The 14914-nt window shown below is 68.8% G+C and carries 16 protein-coding genes (1 of these 16 running past the window's edge); 7 read left to right on the top strand and 9 right to left on the bottom strand.

Annotated features, from left to right (window positions below):
• The 6 genes in view from Q8W67_RS08335 to Q8W67_RS08310 are tightly spaced (each overlapping or abutting the next) and all read right to left on the bottom strand, a layout consistent with a single transcriptional unit that may run on beyond the window.
• Positions 1 to 841, bottom strand: partial view of a complex I subunit 5 family protein gene (locus Q8W67_RS08335; RefSeq protein ID WP_305543548.1) — the 5' end (the start) only. Its footprint begins 914 nt before the window's first position; the window shows 841 of its 1755 coding nt (coding positions 1-841); its start codon is at positions 839 to 841; its stop codon lies beyond the left edge, outside the window.
• A complete protein-coding gene (locus Q8W67_RS08330) occupies positions 838 to 1251 on the bottom strand; it encodes a sodium:proton antiporter (RefSeq protein ID WP_305543545.1) in 414 nt (137 codons plus the stop codon). Before Q8W67_RS08330 ends, Q8W67_RS08335 begins: the two co-directional genes overlap by 4 nt.
• Complete coding sequence (locus Q8W67_RS08325; protein WP_305543543.1) at positions 1248 to 2024, bottom strand: MnhB domain-containing protein; 777 nt, start codon at positions 2022 to 2024, stop codon at positions 1248 to 1250. Before Q8W67_RS08325 ends, Q8W67_RS08330 begins: the two co-directional genes overlap by 4 nt.
• Complete coding sequence (locus tag Q8W67_RS08320) at positions 2021 to 2284, bottom strand: monovalent cation/H(+) antiporter subunit G (RefSeq protein ID WP_305543539.1); 264 nt, start codon at positions 2282 to 2284, stop codon at positions 2021 to 2023. Before Q8W67_RS08320 ends, Q8W67_RS08325 begins: the two co-directional genes overlap by 4 nt.
• A complete protein-coding gene (locus Q8W67_RS08315; protein WP_305543536.1) occupies positions 2281 to 2532 on the bottom strand; it encodes a monovalent cation/H+ antiporter complex subunit F in 252 nt (83 codons plus the stop codon). Before Q8W67_RS08315 ends, Q8W67_RS08320 begins: the two co-directional genes overlap by 4 nt.
• Positions 2529 to 2894 carry a hypothetical protein gene (locus tag Q8W67_RS08310; protein ID WP_305543533.1) on the bottom strand — a complete coding sequence of 122 codons (366 nt, stop codon included), beginning with the start codon at positions 2892 to 2894 and terminating at the stop codon, positions 2529 to 2531. The genes Q8W67_RS08315 and Q8W67_RS08310 overlap by 4 nt, the downstream gene beginning before the upstream one ends.
• Before the next feature lie 279 nt (positions 2895 to 3173).
• On the opposite strand from Q8W67_RS08310, the gene Q8W67_RS08305 reads away from it, so the two are divergent.
• From Q8W67_RS08305 to Q8W67_RS08295, 3 genes are all read left to right on the top strand, one after another.
• On the top strand, positions 3174 to 3743 hold the full coding sequence (locus Q8W67_RS08305) for an NUDIX domain-containing protein (protein ID WP_305543530.1): 570 nt from the start codon (positions 3174 to 3176) through the stop codon (positions 3741 to 3743).
• Between the two features lie 114 nt (positions 3744 to 3857).
• Positions 3858 to 5576 (top strand): IlvD/Edd family dehydratase, encoded by a 1719-nt coding sequence (locus tag Q8W67_RS08300; RefSeq protein WP_305543527.1) that lies wholly within the window; start codon positions 3858 to 3860, stop codon positions 5574 to 5576.
• A 75-nt stretch (positions 5577 to 5651) separates the two neighbouring features.
• The gene (locus Q8W67_RS08295; protein ID WP_305543525.1) at positions 5652 to 6821 is read left to right on the top strand and encodes an acetyl-CoA acetyltransferase; all 1170 of its coding nucleotides are present in this window, start codon (positions 5652 to 5654) and stop codon (positions 6819 to 6821) included.
• 163 nt (positions 6822 to 6984) lie between these two features.
• Here Q8W67_RS08295 and Q8W67_RS08290 read toward each other — a convergent pair whose 3' ends face one another.
• From Q8W67_RS08290 to Q8W67_RS08280, 3 genes are all read right to left on the bottom strand, one after another.
• Positions 6985 to 8277, bottom strand: coding sequence for an O-acetylhomoserine aminocarboxypropyltransferase/cysteine synthase family protein (locus Q8W67_RS08290; RefSeq protein WP_305543522.1), 1293 nt, complete (start codon positions 8275 to 8277; stop codon positions 6985 to 6987).
• A 58-nt stretch (positions 8278 to 8335) separates the two neighbouring features.
• Positions 8336 to 8722, bottom strand: a complete 387-nt coding sequence (locus Q8W67_RS08285; protein ID WP_305543519.1) for a response regulator — start codon at positions 8720 to 8722, stop codon at positions 8336 to 8338.
• A gap of 86 nt (positions 8723 to 8808) precedes the next feature.
• Positions 8809 to 9465 (bottom strand): alpha/beta hydrolase, encoded by a 657-nt coding sequence (locus tag Q8W67_RS08280; protein ID WP_305543516.1) that lies wholly within the window; start codon positions 9463 to 9465, stop codon positions 8809 to 8811.
• Between the two features lie 271 nt (positions 9466 to 9736).
• Between Q8W67_RS08280 and Q8W67_RS08275 the strand changes: the two genes are divergently transcribed.
• The 4 genes from Q8W67_RS08275 (at position 9737) to sufD (ending at position 14723) form a co-directional block, all read left to right on the top strand.
• On the top strand, positions 9737 to 10906 hold the full coding sequence (locus Q8W67_RS08275) for a cysteine desulfurase family protein (protein WP_305543513.1): 1170 nt from the start codon (positions 9737 to 9739) through the stop codon (positions 10904 to 10906).
• Positions 10907 to 10975: 69 nt separating this feature from the next.
• Positions 10976 to 12445 (top strand): Fe-S cluster assembly protein SufB, encoded by a 1470-nt coding sequence (sufB, locus tag Q8W67_RS08270; protein WP_305543511.1) that lies wholly within the window; start codon positions 10976 to 10978, stop codon positions 12443 to 12445.
• A 198-nt stretch (positions 12446 to 12643) separates the two neighbouring features.
• Entirely contained in the window at positions 12644 to 13396 is a 753-nt protein-coding gene (gene sufC, locus Q8W67_RS08265; protein ID WP_305543507.1) for a Fe-S cluster assembly ATPase SufC, read from the top strand.
• A 4-nt stretch (positions 13397 to 13400) separates the two neighbouring features.
• A complete protein-coding gene (sufD, locus tag Q8W67_RS08260; RefSeq protein ID WP_305543503.1) occupies positions 13401 to 14723 on the top strand; it encodes a Fe-S cluster assembly protein SufD in 1323 nt (440 codons plus the stop codon).
• The last annotated feature ends 191 nt before the right edge of the window (positions 14724 to 14914 follow it).

Raw genomic sequence — 14914 nt, 5'->3', positions numbered from 1 at the left:
CGGCGCGGTGGACCTGATCGGACCCGCCGAACACCAGGGCGCTCACCTTGGCGAGGCCGAAAAGCCCGAGGGACACCATCGCGCCGGAGAAGATCGCCGAGACCGGGCTGGGCGCCACCGTGTGTGCGTCGGCCAGCCAGAATTGGAACGGGACGATCGCGCCCTTGATCATCAGGGCGGCCGCCACGAGGCAGAAGGCTCCGGCCACCACCGGGTCGCGGCCGCCCCGCGCGACGGCGGCGGCGATGCCCTCGAAATCGAGGGTCCCGGACTGCGCGTAGATCAGCCCGATGCCGCCGAGCATCAGGAACCCGGCGAGGCTGTTGACCACGGTGAAGTTGATCGCTCCCGCGAGAGCGGATTCCTCGAGGTGATAGGCGGTGAGCGCGAAGACGGCCACGCTCATGACCTCGAACCACACGAACAGGTTGAACATGTCGCGGGTGAAGCAGAACCCGACCATCGCGGCCAGGAACAGCAGCATGAGGATCTGGAAGTGCCCGTGTGTGCGGGCGAAGAAGCCCCAGGCGAATACGAAGGTGACCGCGTAGAGCAGGCCGATGAAGGCCGCGATCCAGCCGCTGGCCGCATCCACCGAGAAGCCGATCCCGAGATGGACGCCGTCGCGCGGCTCCCAGCCGCCGAACCAGTAGACGAGCGGTCCCTCGGTGGCTTGGCTCGCGATCACGCCGCTCAGCAGCGCGACCGCCAGGGCCGTGACGGTCGCGAGGATGTCCGGCATTCGGCCCGGCAGCAGGTGCGCGGTAGCCAGCATCGACGCGCACACGACCAGCGGGATCGCGACGGGCAGCGGCAGCAGGGCGACGGGAAAGTGCGTCACGACGCGCTCCGCTCCGATCCGGCGCCGGTCCTGTCCTGCGAACCTTGGGCGGTGACCGACGTGCCCGTCCCACGCATCGGCCGAAGCGTCTCGGGGTCCAGACTGCCGCCGCGCTTGTGGACCTGGATGGTGAGGACGAGGAGCAGCGCGGTCAGCGTCGCCCCGACCACGATATCGGTGAGCACCAGAGCCTGCATCACCGGATCGACCGCCGGCGTGCCGGGCGGGTGGTTGTAGAAGATCGGCGCGATGCCGCCCCAGCGGTAGCCGAGGCCGAGCAGCAGAACGTAGGTCGCCGACTGGCAGATCCCGAGGCAGCCGACGAGGTGGATGAAGTTGCGGCTCGTCGCGATGCCGTAGAGGCCGGCACCGAACAGCCACGCGGCGACCGCGTAGGGCAGGACTGTCACGCGGTTTCCTCTCCTGGCTCGTCGGGCTGGTCCGCCTCGCGCGTCTCCTCCATGAATTCGAGGAAGAGCTGGGTGAAGCCGCCGGCGACCGCCATCCCCACGCCGAGGTTCTCGACGAGCATCAGGCCGCCGGAGAACAGGTCGCGGAACGTGCCGAGGGGCAGGATGTTCTGCATGAACGCGGCGCCGAACAGCATCGGCACGAGCCCACAGAAGGTAAAGAGCAGTGCGCCACCGCCTTCCATGGCGTCGAGCCAGTGGCTGCGCACGGCGTCGCGCCAACCGGCATAGCCTTCGCCGAGATAGATCAGCAGGGTCGCGGTCGCGAGGATGACGCCCCCCTGGAAGCCGCCGCCGGGCGTCACGGTGGCGTGCACCACCACGTAGAGGCCGAACAGGGCGGTGAGCGGTCCGGCGATCCGGCAGGCGAGCACCACGGCGTCCGAGCGTGGAATCACGGCCCGGCCGGGACGGCGCATGGCGCGCTCGGTGATGCCTTCGCCACGGCGGCCGCGCAGGAGAACGACGGTCCCGGTGATGGCGGCGAGCAGCATGAACTCCTCGCCGAGGGTGTCGAGGCCGCGCAGATCGAAGTTGATCGCACTCACCATGTTGGCCACGTGCCGCTCGCCCGGGGCGATCGCGTTGATGCGCGCGCCGTATTCCGCGATCGTTGCGCCGAAGGCGGGCAAACCGGCGGTCACCGCGGCGGTGCCGGGCAGGAGCGCGAGGCCGGCCAGAGCCAGAAGCCCGATGCGGAGGCGCGGGGTCACGAATCCTCGCCCGGCTGCTGGGCGCGCACCGCCATGAGCGCGACGAGGAACAGGACCATCATCAGCAGGATCTTCAGGGAGCGACCGGAGAGGCCATCGGCCAGGAAGGCCGTGAGCGTCACCGGGACGGCCGCAGCGACGTTGAGGAAGGCGAGTGCGTGCAGTCGGTCGAGGGCCCGGGGCAGGCGCCACAGGGCCACCGCCGCGAGCCACGTCGCCGCCACGGCGAGGCCGAGGAGCAGGTCGATCGCGAGGGTCATATCCAGCGCTCCAGGAACACAGCGAGCAGAACCGTACCGGGCAGGTTGAGCAGGACCAGGGTCAGCGCCAGGTCGGTGATCGAGGGCTGGTCCGTGGCGAAGGTGAGCAGCGTCAGGATCAGAACCGCGACGCTGCCGGCGAGCTGACAGGCGGCGAAGCGCTGGCCCGGCCGGCCGCGCCAGGCGAGCGCGGCCGAGCGCGCGAAGGGCGGCAGGAGCGCCAGGATCGCGAGCGTCCAGACAGTCACGGCGCATCGTCCTCCAGGGCGTGCATCGTCACCGTGCCGTGCGCGCGGTCGAGGGTCAGCACGTAGCTGTCCGGCGCCAGGGATGCGGCGAGCAGGCCGACGGCCCGCGCAGCCGGAGCCGATTCTCCGGTCGGTCTGGCCCAAGCCACGTCGGAACCGGTCCGCTCCCACGTCGTCCCGCCGTCGGAACGTTCGATCAGGGCCTTGGCCAGATGGATGGCGACCCGGGCGGTCTGTCGGGGCAGTCCGAGGATCGCGGGTCCCAGCGGCCGGAGCGGTGCGCGGCCGAAGTGGAATCGCACCGTGCCGCGCCGTGCCGAAGCCCACCACCACGCGGTGCCGAGGCTGGCGCACGCGATCATGGTCAAACCCTCGTTGAGGCTCGCCGATCCGGCGAAGACCAGTTAGGTCAGCGCCAGCCCGATCCAGATCGCGACGGCGTCGCGCGTCGATCGCCTCGCTCCGGTGCTGATCCGTCCTGCCCGCATCGATCCCGACCGGAGGGCGCGCCGCGGAAGCGTGGCCTTGCGCCTGCTCCGTCCCAAACGTGATCCGGCGCATCCGCGTTCCCGGAACCCGGAGACACGTGATCGTGTAGGGTTTTCCGTATCGAGGAAGATGTCAGCAGTCCGGGAGCGACCATGAAAGCCGAGATCCTGGCGATCCGCTTCATCCACGAAGGCTGGAGCCGGTTCGGGATCGCGCAGGTCCGACTCGCCGACGGGGCCGTGGTGGCGCGCGAGATCGAGGACCACGGCAATTCGGTGGGCGTCCTGCCCTACGATCCCGACCGGCGGGTCGCCACGCTGGTGCGCGAGTTGCGAGTTCCGCCTCTGTTCGCCGCAGGCGAGCAGGTCCAGCTCGAGGCGCCGGCCGGCCTCATCGATGACGGCAGCCCGGAGGAGAACGCCCTCCGTGAAGTCCTGGAGGAGGTCGGCCTGCGCCTGCGCGATCTCGAATTCGTCGGCGCCACCTATTCCTGCGCCAGCCTGACCACCGAGAAGCTGCACCTCTTTCTCGCGCCCTACGGCTGGGGGGACCTTGCCGAGGAGGGCGGCGGCGCCGCGGGCGAGCACGAGAACATCCGCATCGTCGAGATGCCGCTCGCCCAACTCGCCGGCATGGCCGACCGGGCCGAACTCACCGACCTGAAGACGCTGACGCTGGTCCTGGCGCTGCGCGCGCGGCATCCGGAGCTTTTCGGGGCGTGAGAATCCGCTATCGCGTATTCACCCATTGGTTGCTCACCGGCGCGATCCTCCTCGCAGTCGCCTGGATCGCGTTCCACCTGCGCTGAGCAAGCCCATGTGCCAGGGATCGAAGCTATGAGCGATGACGCCAGGAACGCCGAGCCGCACGGTCTCGACCGGGGCCTGACCAATTACGGCGACCGCGATTTCGCCCGCTATCTGCGCCGCTCCTTCGCCCGGTCCATGGGCCTCTCGCGGACGCTCCTCGACAAGCCCGTGGTCGGCATCGCGATGACGCCGTCCGGCTTCAACAACTGCCACCGCAGCATGCCGGAGCTGGTCGAGGCGGTCTCGCGGGGCGTGCTGGCGGCCGGCGCCCTGCCGCGGCCGTTCCCGACCGTCTCACTCGGCGAGGTTTTCCTCAACCCGACGAGCATGATGTACCGCAACCTCATGGCCATGGACACGGAGGAGATGATCCAGGCCCAGCCGATGGACGCGGTGGTTTTGATCGGCGGCTGCGACAAGACCGTGCCGGCCCAGCTCATGGGCGCGGCCTCGGCCGGGCTGCCGGCGATACAGCTGGTAACCGGCCCGATGTCCACGGGCCGCCACAGGGGCCAGCGGCTCGGCGCCTGCACGGATTGCCGGGGCTTCTGGGCCAAGTACCGGGCCGGCACCGTCGACGCCCAGGAGATCGCCGAGGTCGAGGGGCGGCTCACCGTAACCGCCGGCACCTGCGCGGTGATGGGCACGGCCTCGACCATGGCGTGCATCGCCGAGGCGCTCGGCATGTCGCTACCGGGCACAGCCGCGATCCCGGCGGTGCATTCCGATCGGCTCGTGGCCGCCGAGGAGACCGGCCGCGCCGCGGTGCGGCTGATCCAGTCCAAGATCGCGCCATCTCAGGTCATCACCCGGAAATCGGTGGAGAACGCGGTCCGCGTCCTGATGGCGCTCTCCGGATCCACCAACGCCATCGTGCACCTCACCGCCATCGCGGGCCGGCTGGGCATCCGCATCCCCTACGACCGCTTCAACGCCATCTCGGACGAGACGCCGGTGCTGGTCGACCTGAAGCCGGTGGGCGAGGGCTACATGGAGGATTTCCATGCAGCCGGCGGCATGGGTGCGCTGCTGCGCGAATTGCGGCCCCTCCTGCACCTCGACACCGTGGACGTGGAGGGCCGGACGCTGGCCGAGCGCCTCGACGAGCCGGAGAGCTGGGTCGACCGGTCGGTGATCCGCGCCTTCGACAACCCAGTCTCGCCGGTGGGCGGGCTGGTGGCGCTCGGGGGCAATCTCGCCCCCGAGGGCGCGATCTTCAAGCGTGCGGCGGCGACGCCCGAGCTGTTCGAATCCGAGGGGCGGGCGGTGGTGTTCACCGGCCTTGAGGACCTGAGCCGGCGGATCGACGACCCGGATCTCGACGTGGCGCCGGGGGACGTGCTGGTGCTGCAGAATGCCGGCCCCCATGCCGCCGGCATGCCGGAGGCGGGCTATCTGCCGATCCCCAAGAAGCTCGCCCGGGCGGGGGTCAAGGACATGGTCCGGATCTCGGACGCGCGCATGTCGGGCACGGCCTTCGGGTCTATCGTGCTGCATATCGCCCCCGAGGCCGCCATCGGCGGACCGCTCGCGGCCGTGCGGGACGGCGACCGCATCCGGCTGTCGATCCGGGACAAGCGGATCGACCTCCTCGTGGAAGCCGACGAGATCGCCCGCCGCCTCGCCGACCATCGGCCGCCGCCGGTACCGGCCCGGGGCTACAAGGCGCTCTACCGGCGCACCGTCACCCAGGCGCCGGAGGGCTGTGATTTCGACTTCCTGATGAGCGCGGCGGCGCAGGGCTGAGGCGACGGACCGGCGCGGCTTGATCGCTGGGCGCGCCCGGCCCATCGTCCGGGCAAGAAAAGGGAGGATTCCGAGATGACGCGCGCCTGCATCGTGGGCTGGGCCCACACCCCGTTCGGGAAACTCGAAGAGCCGGACGTCGAGGGTCTCATCGCCCGGGTCTCGGGCGAGGCGCTGGCGCATGCCGGCGTCGAGGAATCTCAGGTGGACGGGATCTATGTGGGCTCGATGAACACCGGCTTCTCGAAGCAGGGCTTCGAGGGGTCGCTGGTCGCCGTGAACAGCCCAGGCCTCGCGCACGCGCCGGCGACGCACCTGGAGAACGCCTGCGCCACCGGCTCGGCGGCGCTCTACGCAGCCCTCGACTTCGTGGACAGCGGCCGCGGCCGGGTCGCCCTGGTGATCGGCGCCGAGAAGATGACCGCCAAGAGCGTGGCCGAGACCGGCGACATCCTGCTCGGCGCCTCCTACCGGAAGGAGGAGGCGGAGATCGAGGGCGGGTTCGCGGGCGTGTTCGGGCGGATCGCGGCGGGCTACTTCCAGCGCTACGGCGACCGCAGCGAGGAACTGGCCCGGATCGCCGCCAAGAACCACCGCAACGGCGTCGGCAATCCCTACGCGCAGCTGCGCAAGGATCTCGGCTTCGACTTCTGCAACCGGGTTTCGGAGAAGAACCCTTACGTCTCGGCGCCCCTGCGACGCACCGATTGCTCGCTGATCTCGGACGGGGCCGCGGCCCTCGTGGTGGCGGATGCGGAGACCGCCGAGACGTTGGAGCGGGCAATCGGCTTCCGCGCCAGGGCGCATGTCAACGACATCCTGCCCCTGTCCCGGCGCGACCCGACGGAATTCAAGGGCGCACGGCTCGCCTGGGAGAAGGCGCGCGCCCAGGCTGGGATCGGCAACGACGACCTCTCTTTCGTGGAGACCCACGACTGCTTCACCATCGCCGAGCTGATCGAGTACGAGGCGATGGGACTCGCAGCCCCGGGCGAGGGTCATCGCGTCGTGCGCGAGGGCTTGGCCGAGAAGGGCGGTCGCCTGCCGATCAACCCGTCGGGCGGCCTGAAGGCGAAGGGCCACCCCGTCGGCGCCACCGGTGTCTCGATGCACGTGATGGCCTGCCTCCAGCTCATGGGCGAGGCCGGCGAGATGCAGGTTCCCGGCGCGGAACTCGCGGGGATCTTCAACATGGGCGGCGCGGCGGTCGCCAACTACGTGTCGATCCTGGAGCGGCGACGCTGAGGCGATCTTGTTTCTCCAAGATGCGCCGAAATCCCGGTCCGGTTCTCCAATAAGAGACCTGGCCGAGATGCCAGTTCCCCTGTCATGCCGGGGCCGTGCGGCGGTGCGAGGACAAAGACGCTTGCCGGCGGCCTGAGGGCCCCGGAAACTCGGCGCGCTGGACCTAATCCAGCTTTGCCAGCGCCTGGGCGAGGTCGGCGATTAGGTCGGCCTCGTTCTCGAGCCCGATCGAAAGACGGACCGTCTCGGGCCCGACCTGCGCGGCGGCCTTCTCGTGCTCCGGCAGCTGTCGGTGCGTGGTCGAGGACGGATGGATCGCCAGAGACTTGATCTCGCCGATGTTCACCAAGTGCGAGATCAGCTCCAGCCCTGCGATGAATTTGAGCGCCGCCGGCTCGCCGCCCTTGAGCGCAAAGGTGAAGATCGAGCCCGGCCCGTTCGGCGTGTAGCGCCGGGCCAGCTCTTCCCCGGGCTGGCCCGGCAGGCCGGGATAGCTCACCCAGGCCACCGCCGGGTGGTCCTTGAGGAAGGCCGCGACCGCGCGGGCATTGGCGCAGTGCCGCTCCATGCGCAGCGGCAACGTCTCGATGCCGGTGAGCGTCAGGAAGGCGTTCATGGGTGAAAGGCCAGGGCCCAGATCGCGCAGGCCGAAGAACCGGCAGGCCGCCGCGAACGGCGTCGCCGGGAAGGCCTCGGTGAGGACGAGCCCGTCATAGTCCGGCCAGGGCTCGGTGATCAGGTTGTAGCCCTTCGTCCGGGACCAGTCGAAGGCGCCGGCATCGCAGATCACGCCCCCGATGGTCTGGCCAGAGCCGCCCAGGAACTTCGAGGTCGAGTGCACGACGATGTCCGCGCCGTACGCGATCGGCCGGATCAGGGCCGGCGACGCCAGCGTGTTATCCACCACCAGCGGCAGTCCGTGACGGCGTGCCACGGCAGCGATACCCTCGAGGTCCATCACCGACGCGCAGGGATTCACGATCGACTCGCAGATGATCGCCCGGCAATCCGGCGTGATCGCCGCCTCGAAATCCTCCGGGGTCATGCCGCGGGCGAAACGCGGCTTCAGGTCGTAGCGTCCGTCGAGGCGGCGCATCAGCCCGAGGGAGCCGCCGAACAGGCGCGGCGAGGCCACGTATGCATCGCCGCTCTTCATCAGGGTCATCAATACGAGCAGCATCGCCGACTGCCCGGAGGACACGGCGACGGCCGCCTTGGCGCCTTCGAGGTCGGCGATGCGGCGCTCCAGCGCGGCAACCGTCGGGTTCGAGCCGCGGGAGTATGAGAAGCCGGTCCGCCGACCCGCGAAGATGTCGGCCGCCTGCTCGGTGGAGTCGAACACGAATCCGTTGGTGAAGTAGATCGGCTGGACCCGCGCGCCTGTGGCGGGGTCCGGCGCGGCGCCTGCATGGATGGCCCGCGTGGCGAAGCGGTGCTTTCGGCTGGTGTCCGTCATGGCTCTCGATCGGGTGTTCGGCGCCCGGACCGTCGATGAGCCCGAGCGGACTGATGCCTCAAGCTGCGCGGCGTATGAAGGCCTGCAGGGTCCGGACCAGGGTCGTCGGCTCGTAGGGCTTCGGGATGAACCGGGCCCCCTCCGGCATGTCGTTGGGCCCCGGCGTGCCCATGCCGGACACGACCAGAACCGGGATGGCCGGCCAGCGGTGCGCGACGAGCCGGGCGAGGGCGAACCCATCCATCGAGCCCTGCGGCATGTCGACATCGGTCATCAGGACGCCGACATCGTCGCGGTTTTCCAGGACCTTTAGCGCCTTGTCGGCGTGGGTTGCCTCCAGCACCGTGAAGCCGGCATCCGCCAGGGTATCGGAGGCCTCCATCAGCAGAAGGCCGTCATCTTCCACCAGAAGGACGACGGGTTGGTCGGACGAGCTTTCTGTCATCAGCCCTGCGGAGGTTCTGTCGCGACGTTCGAAGCCCGCGCCGTATTCCCCGAGCCTCCCCCCGTCAAGGCGCGGGGCCGGCCGCCTCAGGCGGCCTCCTCGCGCTTGCCGAGACGCTTGTCGAGATAAGTATCCACCGTCTGCGTAAGCTCCTCGACTTTACCGTCGAAGAAGTGGTTCGCCCCCTCGACCATCTGGTGCTCGATGATGACGCCCTTCTGCGTCTTCACCTTCTCGATCACCGGCATGACCTCACGGGCGGGCGCGACCCGGTCCTCGGAGCCGTGCACGAACAGGCCGGAGGACGGACACGGCGCCAGGAAGGTGAAGTCGAAGCGGTTCGCCATCGCGGCGATCGAGATGAAGCCCTCGATCTCGGGGCGGCGCATCAGCAGCTGCATGCCGATCCACGAGCCGAAGGACACGCCGGCGATCCAGCAGGACTTGGCCTCGGGATTCACCGACTGCACCCAGTCGAGGGCGGCGGCCGCGTCGGAGAGCTCGCCCGAGCCGTGATCGAACGAGCCCTGGCTGCGGCCGACCCCTCGGAAATTGAAACGCAGGGCTGCGAAGCCGCGATTGGCGAAGGTGTAGAAAAGATTGTACACGATTTGATTGTTCATCGTGCCGCCGAACTGAGGGTGCGGGTGCAGCACGATGGCGATCGGCGCGCCGCGCTTCTTGGGGGCCTGATAACGGCCCTCCAGGCGGCCGGCCGGGCCGGTGAAGATGACTTCGGGCATCGTTCGTCTCTCGTTTCAGCGGTCGCCCGCCGCGCGATCAGGGACGGTGGAAAGGCAGCCTTGACTCACCGCACGCACCCCATACAAAGCTCTTAGAACAATTCTAGGCGATTAGAATCGTTCTAATATAGGTGGCTCGGCACGCCATGCCAGCTGCCCGCACCGGCCCTTCGGTTGGCGAGACCTCTTGTGTCGGCGCGCCTTAGCACGGCGAGCCGGTGCTCGGGTAAGGAATTGTGACGCGCCGCAGCAGAGGACAAGACGGATCAGCATGAACCGGGCTCGCGCCTATCTCGACCACAACGCCACCGCACCGGTCCGACCGACCGTCGCGGACGCGGTCGTGCGCGCGCTGATGCTGCCGGGCAATCCGTCGTCGATCCACGCGGAGGGCCGGGCCGCCCGCGCCGCCCTGGAGGCCGCCCGCGGCCGGGTGGCCGCCCTGGTGGGCGCCCGCCCTTCGCAGGTAGTGTTCACGAGCGGGGGCACGGAGGCCGCGAACGCGGTGCTGTCCGGTGCGCTCGGTCGCCGCGGGCAGACGCGGCCGACCCGTCTCCTCCACACGGCGACGGAGCATCCCTGCGTCGCCGCCGGACACCGATTTCCCGAGGCGGCGGTGGAGCAACTTCCGGTCACCCCGGACGGTGTGATCGACCTCGCCGTACTTGAAGCCCGTCTCACCGCGCTCGCCGGCGAGTCCGTGCTCGTCTCGGTCCACGCCGCCAACAACGAGACCGGCGTGGTCCAGCCGCTCGCCGACATCGTCGCCCTGGCGCGGGCCCACGGCCCGGCTCTGGTGCACAGCGATGCCGTGCAGGCGGCCGGGAAGATCCCCCTCGACATGGCGGATCTCGGGCTCGACGTGATCACCCTGTCGGGCCACAAGTTCGCGGCGCCCAAGGGCGTCGGCGCGCTGGTCCTGGCCGACGACGTCGCCCTCGACGGCGCTTTCGTGCGCGGGGGCGGGCAGGAGCGGCGGCAGCGCTGCGGCACCGAATGCCTTCCGGCGATCGTCGGCATGGGCGAGGCGGCGCGGATCGCCGGCGAGGCGCTCCGCCAGGAGGGCGCGCGCCTCGCCGGACTTCGCGACCGGATCGAGGCGGGCGTACTGCTCCTCGCGCCCGATGCCGTGGTGTTCGCGGCCGGTGCGCCGCGCCTGCCCAATACGCTCAGCTTCGCGGTTCCGGGCCTCGACGCGCCCTCGGCGCTGATAGCCCTCGATCTCGCCGGCGTGGCGGTCTCGTCGGGTTCGGCCTGCTCGTCGGGCAAGGTCTCGCGCTCGGCGACCCTGTCGGCCATGGGCGTCGCTCCGGACCTCGCCAAGGGGGCGCTGCGCGTCAGCCTCGGCTGGAACACGGTGGACGAGGATGCGTCATGCTTCCTCGACGCCTTCGAACGGATGTTGCAGTCCCTATATAAGCGGCGAGGGCACGCGGCCTGATCGGCCGCGACCCACGCTTTCCGAAAGACGCTTCCCGGTCCTTGAAACCGGGCTTGCCAGGAGACGCTGATGCCTGCCGTGCAGGAAACCATCGACCGGGTCCGCTCGATCGACCTCGACCAGTACAAGTACGGGTTCGAGACCACCATCGAGATGGAGAAGTCCGCCAAGGGCATCTCCGAGGATGTCGTGCGCTTCATCTCGGCGAAGAAGGACGAGCCCGCGTGGCTGCTGGAATGGCGCCTCGACGCCTACCGGCGCTGGCTGACCATGAAGGAGCCCGAGTGGGCGCGCGTCTCGTACGACAAGGTCAACTATAACGACATCTATTACTACGCCGCGCCCAAGCGCCCGGCGGCGATGTCGCTCGACGAGATCGATCCCGAGATCCTGAAGACCTACGAGAAGCTCGGTATCCCGCTGCGCGAGGTCGAGGTGCTGGAGGGCATCGCGCCGGAGCGCCGGGTGGCGGTCGACGCCGTGTTCGATTCCGTCTCGGTGGCCACCACGTTCAAGAAGGAACTGGAGAAGGCCGGCGTGATCTTCATGCCGATCTCCGAGGCCGTGCGCGAGCATCCGGAGCTGGTGAAGAAGTACCTCGGTTCGGTCGTGCCGGTGACCGACAATTTCTTCGCGACCCTGAACTCGGCGGTCTTCTCCGACGGTTCGTTCGTCTACATCCCGCCGGGCGTGCGCTGCCCGATGGAGCTGTCGACCTATTTCCGCATCAACGAGCGCGATACCGGCCAGTTCGAGCGCACGCTGATCATCGCCGACAAGGGCAGCTACGTCTCGTACCTGGAGGGCTGCACCGCCCCGAAGCGCGACGACAACCAGCTCCACGCCGCGGTGGTCGAGCTGGTCGCCCTGGATGACGCCGAAATCAAGTACTCGACGGTGCAGAACTGGTACCCGGGCGACAACGACGGCAAGGGTGGGATCTACAACTTCGTGACGAAGCGCGGCGATTGCCGCGGCGCCCGCTCGAAGATCTCCTGGACCCAGGTCGAGACCGGCTCGGCGATCACCTGGAAATACCCGTCCTGCATCCTGCGCGGCGACGAGTCCCGCGGCGAGTTCTACTCGATCGCGGTATCGAACGGCATGCAGCAGGTCGATTCCGGCACCAAGATGATCCACCTCGGCAAGAACACCACCAGCCGGATCATCTCGAAGGGCATTTCGGCCGGCCGCTCGCAGAACACGTATCGCGGCCTCGTCTCGGCCCATAAGAAGGCCAAGGGCGCACGCAACTTCACCAACTGCGACTCGCTTCTGATCGGCGACCAGTGCGGGGCCCACACCGTGCCCTACATCGAGTCGAAGAACGCCTCGGCGGTGTTCGAGCACGAGGCCACCACCTCGAAGATCTCCGAGGACCAGAAGTTCTACTGCCAGCAACGCGGCCTCTCCGAGGAGGAGGCGACCGCGCTCATCGTCAACGGCTTCGTCCGGGACGTGCTGCAGCAGCTGCCGATGGAGTTTGCCGTGGAGGCCCAGAAGCTGATCTCGATCAGCCTGGAAGGCTCGGTGGGCTAGGACTTTCGCGGAACGAAAACCGCGCGACGATCGCGGCGGGATCGCCGTGATCACGGACCGGATCGGGCGAAGGCTTTCACGCTCGGGCCAGGGCGTGCAGGCCTTCAGAATGGCCGTCTCGGTGACGGCGATACAGGAAATGACGGCACGCGGTCGGTGCACGATCCCGGCCCGCCGTTCGATAGGACTTGGACTGACATGCTGGAAATCAAGAACCTCGTCGTGCAGATCGAGGACAACCGGATCCTCAACGGCCTCAACCTGACCGTGAACGACGGCGAGGTCGCGGCGATCATGGGGCCGAACGGGTCGGGCAAGTCGACCCTCTCCTACGTCATCGCGGGCAAGGAGGATTACGAGGTCCTCGACGGCGAGATCCTGCTCGACGGGCATAACGTGCTGGAGATGGCCGCCGACGAGCGCGCTGCGGCCGGCATCTTCCTGGCCTTCCAGTATCCGCTGGAGATCCCCGGCGTCGGCACGATGACCTTCCTCAAGGCCTGCCTCAACGCGCAGCGCAAGGCGCGCGGCGAGTCGGAAATCTCGACGCCCGACTTCATCCGGAAGGTGAATGCGGCGGCGGACAAGCTCGAGATCAACAAGGAGATGCTCAAGCGCGCGCTCAACGTCGGCTTCTCTGGCGGCGAGAAGAAACGCATGGAGATCCTGCAGATGGCGCTGCTGGAGCCGAAGTTCTGCGTGCTCGACGAGACCGATTCCGGCCTCGACATCGACGCGCTGCGCATCGTCTCCGAGGGCGTCAACGCGCTGCGCGCCCAGGGCCGCTCGTTCCTGGTGATTACCCACTACCAGCGGCTGCTCAACTACATCGTGCCCGACACCGTGCACGTCATGTCGAAGGGCCAGATCGTGAAGACCGGCGGCAAGGAGCTGGCGCTCGAACTCGAGGCCTCAGGCTACGCCGAGTACCGCACCAGCGAGGCTGCGTAAGCCTATGGCCGACATCCAGAACCTGCGCACCAGCGCCGAGACAGGGCTGTCGAACCTGTTCGAGGCCGCCCGCAAGGGCTTCGCCACGGAAGAAGCGATCAGCCGCGAGGAGGCGTTCCGCTTCTTCGAGGCGACCGGCCTCCCGAGCCGCCGGGTCGAGGCATTCAAGTACACCGACCTGCGTGCCGCCGTAAAGGAAGCCGCGCCGCCGGCCGAGGCGCCGTCGCCGGAGGTCGCACAGGCCGCCGTGGCGTCCGCCAAGGGTTTTGCCGGCCTCGATGCCGCGCACCTGACCTTCGTCAACGGGCACCTGATCCGAGCTCTGTCCGACCTCGACGGCCTGCCGGCCGGCGTCACTGTCACGCCGCTCAACGACGCGATGGGCAAGGGCGATACCCGGTTGCGGTTGCTGGCGCCGGTCGAGCAGGCCCGGGAGAACCCGGTCTACCAGCTCAACACCGCGTTCCTGGCCGACGGTGCGCTGGTCTCGGTGGCGCCGGGCGCCAAGATCGAGCGGCCCCTGCACCTGCGTTTCGTCGGCAGCGGCTCCGAAAGCTTCTCGACGGCGACCCGCGTGCTGATCGATCTCGGAGCGGGCGCGGAGCTGACCGTGCTCGAGAGCCACGAGGGACCCGACGGCGTCGCCTACCAGCCGAACGACGCTCTGGATGTTCGGGTCGGCAAGCAGGCCGCCTTCCGCCATGCCCGGCTCAACCGCGAGGGCAAGGCGGCCATCGCGCTCTCGACGATCAGCGTGCGCCTCGATGACGAGGCGCAGCTGGAAACGGTCAACCTCGTCACCGGGGCCGTCCTGTCGCGCCACCAGATCTACATGCACGTGGCCGGCGAGAACGTGAAGGCCGTGGTCAACGGCGCGACGATGCTGGGCGACGGCCAGCTCGCGGATTCGACCCTGCTGGCCGATCACGCGGCCGTGGGCGGTGTCGGCCGAGAGATGTTCAAGACGGTGATCGACGGCGACGCAACCGGGGTGTTCCAGGGCAAGATCATCGTCCGGCAGGCCGCGCAGCAGACTGACGGCAAGATGAAGTCGGACTGCCTGCTCCTGAGCGACGATGGGCAGATGATGAACAAGCCGGAGCTTGAGATCTTCGCCGACGACGTCGCCTGCGGCCACGGCGCGACCTGTGGCGCCCCGGACGACGATCTGCTTTTCTATCTCATGGCACGCGGCCTGCCGCGCTCCGTGGCGGAAAGCCTGCTGGTCCAGGCCTTCGTGGGCGAGGCGATCGAGTCCGTGACGCACGAGGGCGCCCGCGCGGCGCTCATCGGCGAGATCGAGGCGTGGCTCGCGGCGCGGGGCTGACACCCCTGGCCCTCCGCCCAATGCGGGGGAGGGGGCCGAACGAAGTGAGGCGGGATAGGGGAACCCCGCTTCAGAAATGCGCGGCGCAGGCGCGACGGGCTCTGCGCCCAGCCTGCACCGTCGTCCCCCTCTCCCGACCCCTGCTGAGGCAGGGGCCACCCTCCCCCGCAGAGGGGGGAGGGAGATCCGCG

It is taken from the genome of Methylobacterium sp. NEAU K, from assembly GCF_030700285.1.
In the GTDB taxonomy this organism is placed as follows: domain Bacteria; phylum Pseudomonadota; class Alphaproteobacteria; order Rhizobiales; family Beijerinckiaceae; genus Methylobacterium.
Note: the sequence above shows the minus strand (reverse complement) of the source record. Positions and strands in the feature narration are given on the sequence as shown.

Coding starts and splice junctions, on each gene's coding strand:
- Q8W67_RS08295 (WP_305543525.1), top strand. CDS start 5,652: ATGACGCGCGCCTGCATCGTGGGCTGGGCCCACACCCCGTTCGGGAAA.
- Q8W67_RS08300 (WP_305543527.1), top strand. CDS start 3,858: ATGAGCGATGACGCCAGGAACGCCGAGCCGCACGGTCTCGACCGGGGC.
- Q8W67_RS08290 (WP_305543522.1), bottom strand. CDS start 8,277: ATGACGGACACCAGCCGAAAGCACCGCTTCGCCACGCGGGCCATCCAT.
- Q8W67_RS08310 (WP_305543533.1), bottom strand. CDS start 2,894: ATGATCGCGTGCGCCAGCCTCGGCACCGCGTGGTGGTGGGCTTCGGCA.
- sufB (WP_305543511.1), top strand. CDS start 10,976: ATGCCTGCCGTGCAGGAAACCATCGACCGGGTCCGCTCGATCGACCTC.
- Q8W67_RS08320 (WP_305543539.1), bottom strand. CDS start 2,284: ATGACCCTCGCGATCGACCTGCTCCTCGGCCTCGCCGTGGCGGCGACG.
- Q8W67_RS08275 (WP_305543513.1), top strand. CDS start 9,737: ATGAACCGGGCTCGCGCCTATCTCGACCACAACGCCACCGCACCGGTC.
- Q8W67_RS08280 (WP_305543516.1), bottom strand. CDS start 9,465: ATGCCCGAAGTCATCTTCACCGGCCCGGCCGGCCGCCTGGAGGGCCGT.
- Q8W67_RS08305 (WP_305543530.1), top strand. CDS start 3,174: ATGAAAGCCGAGATCCTGGCGATCCGCTTCATCCACGAAGGCTGGAGC.
- Q8W67_RS08285 (WP_305543519.1), bottom strand. CDS start 8,722: ATGACAGAAAGCTCGTCCGACCAACCCGTCGTCCTTCTGGTGGAAGAT.
- sufD (WP_305543503.1), top strand. CDS start 13,401: ATGGCCGACATCCAGAACCTGCGCACCAGCGCCGAGACAGGGCTGTCG.
- sufC (WP_305543507.1), top strand. CDS start 12,644: ATGCTGGAAATCAAGAACCTCGTCGTGCAGATCGAGGACAACCGGATC.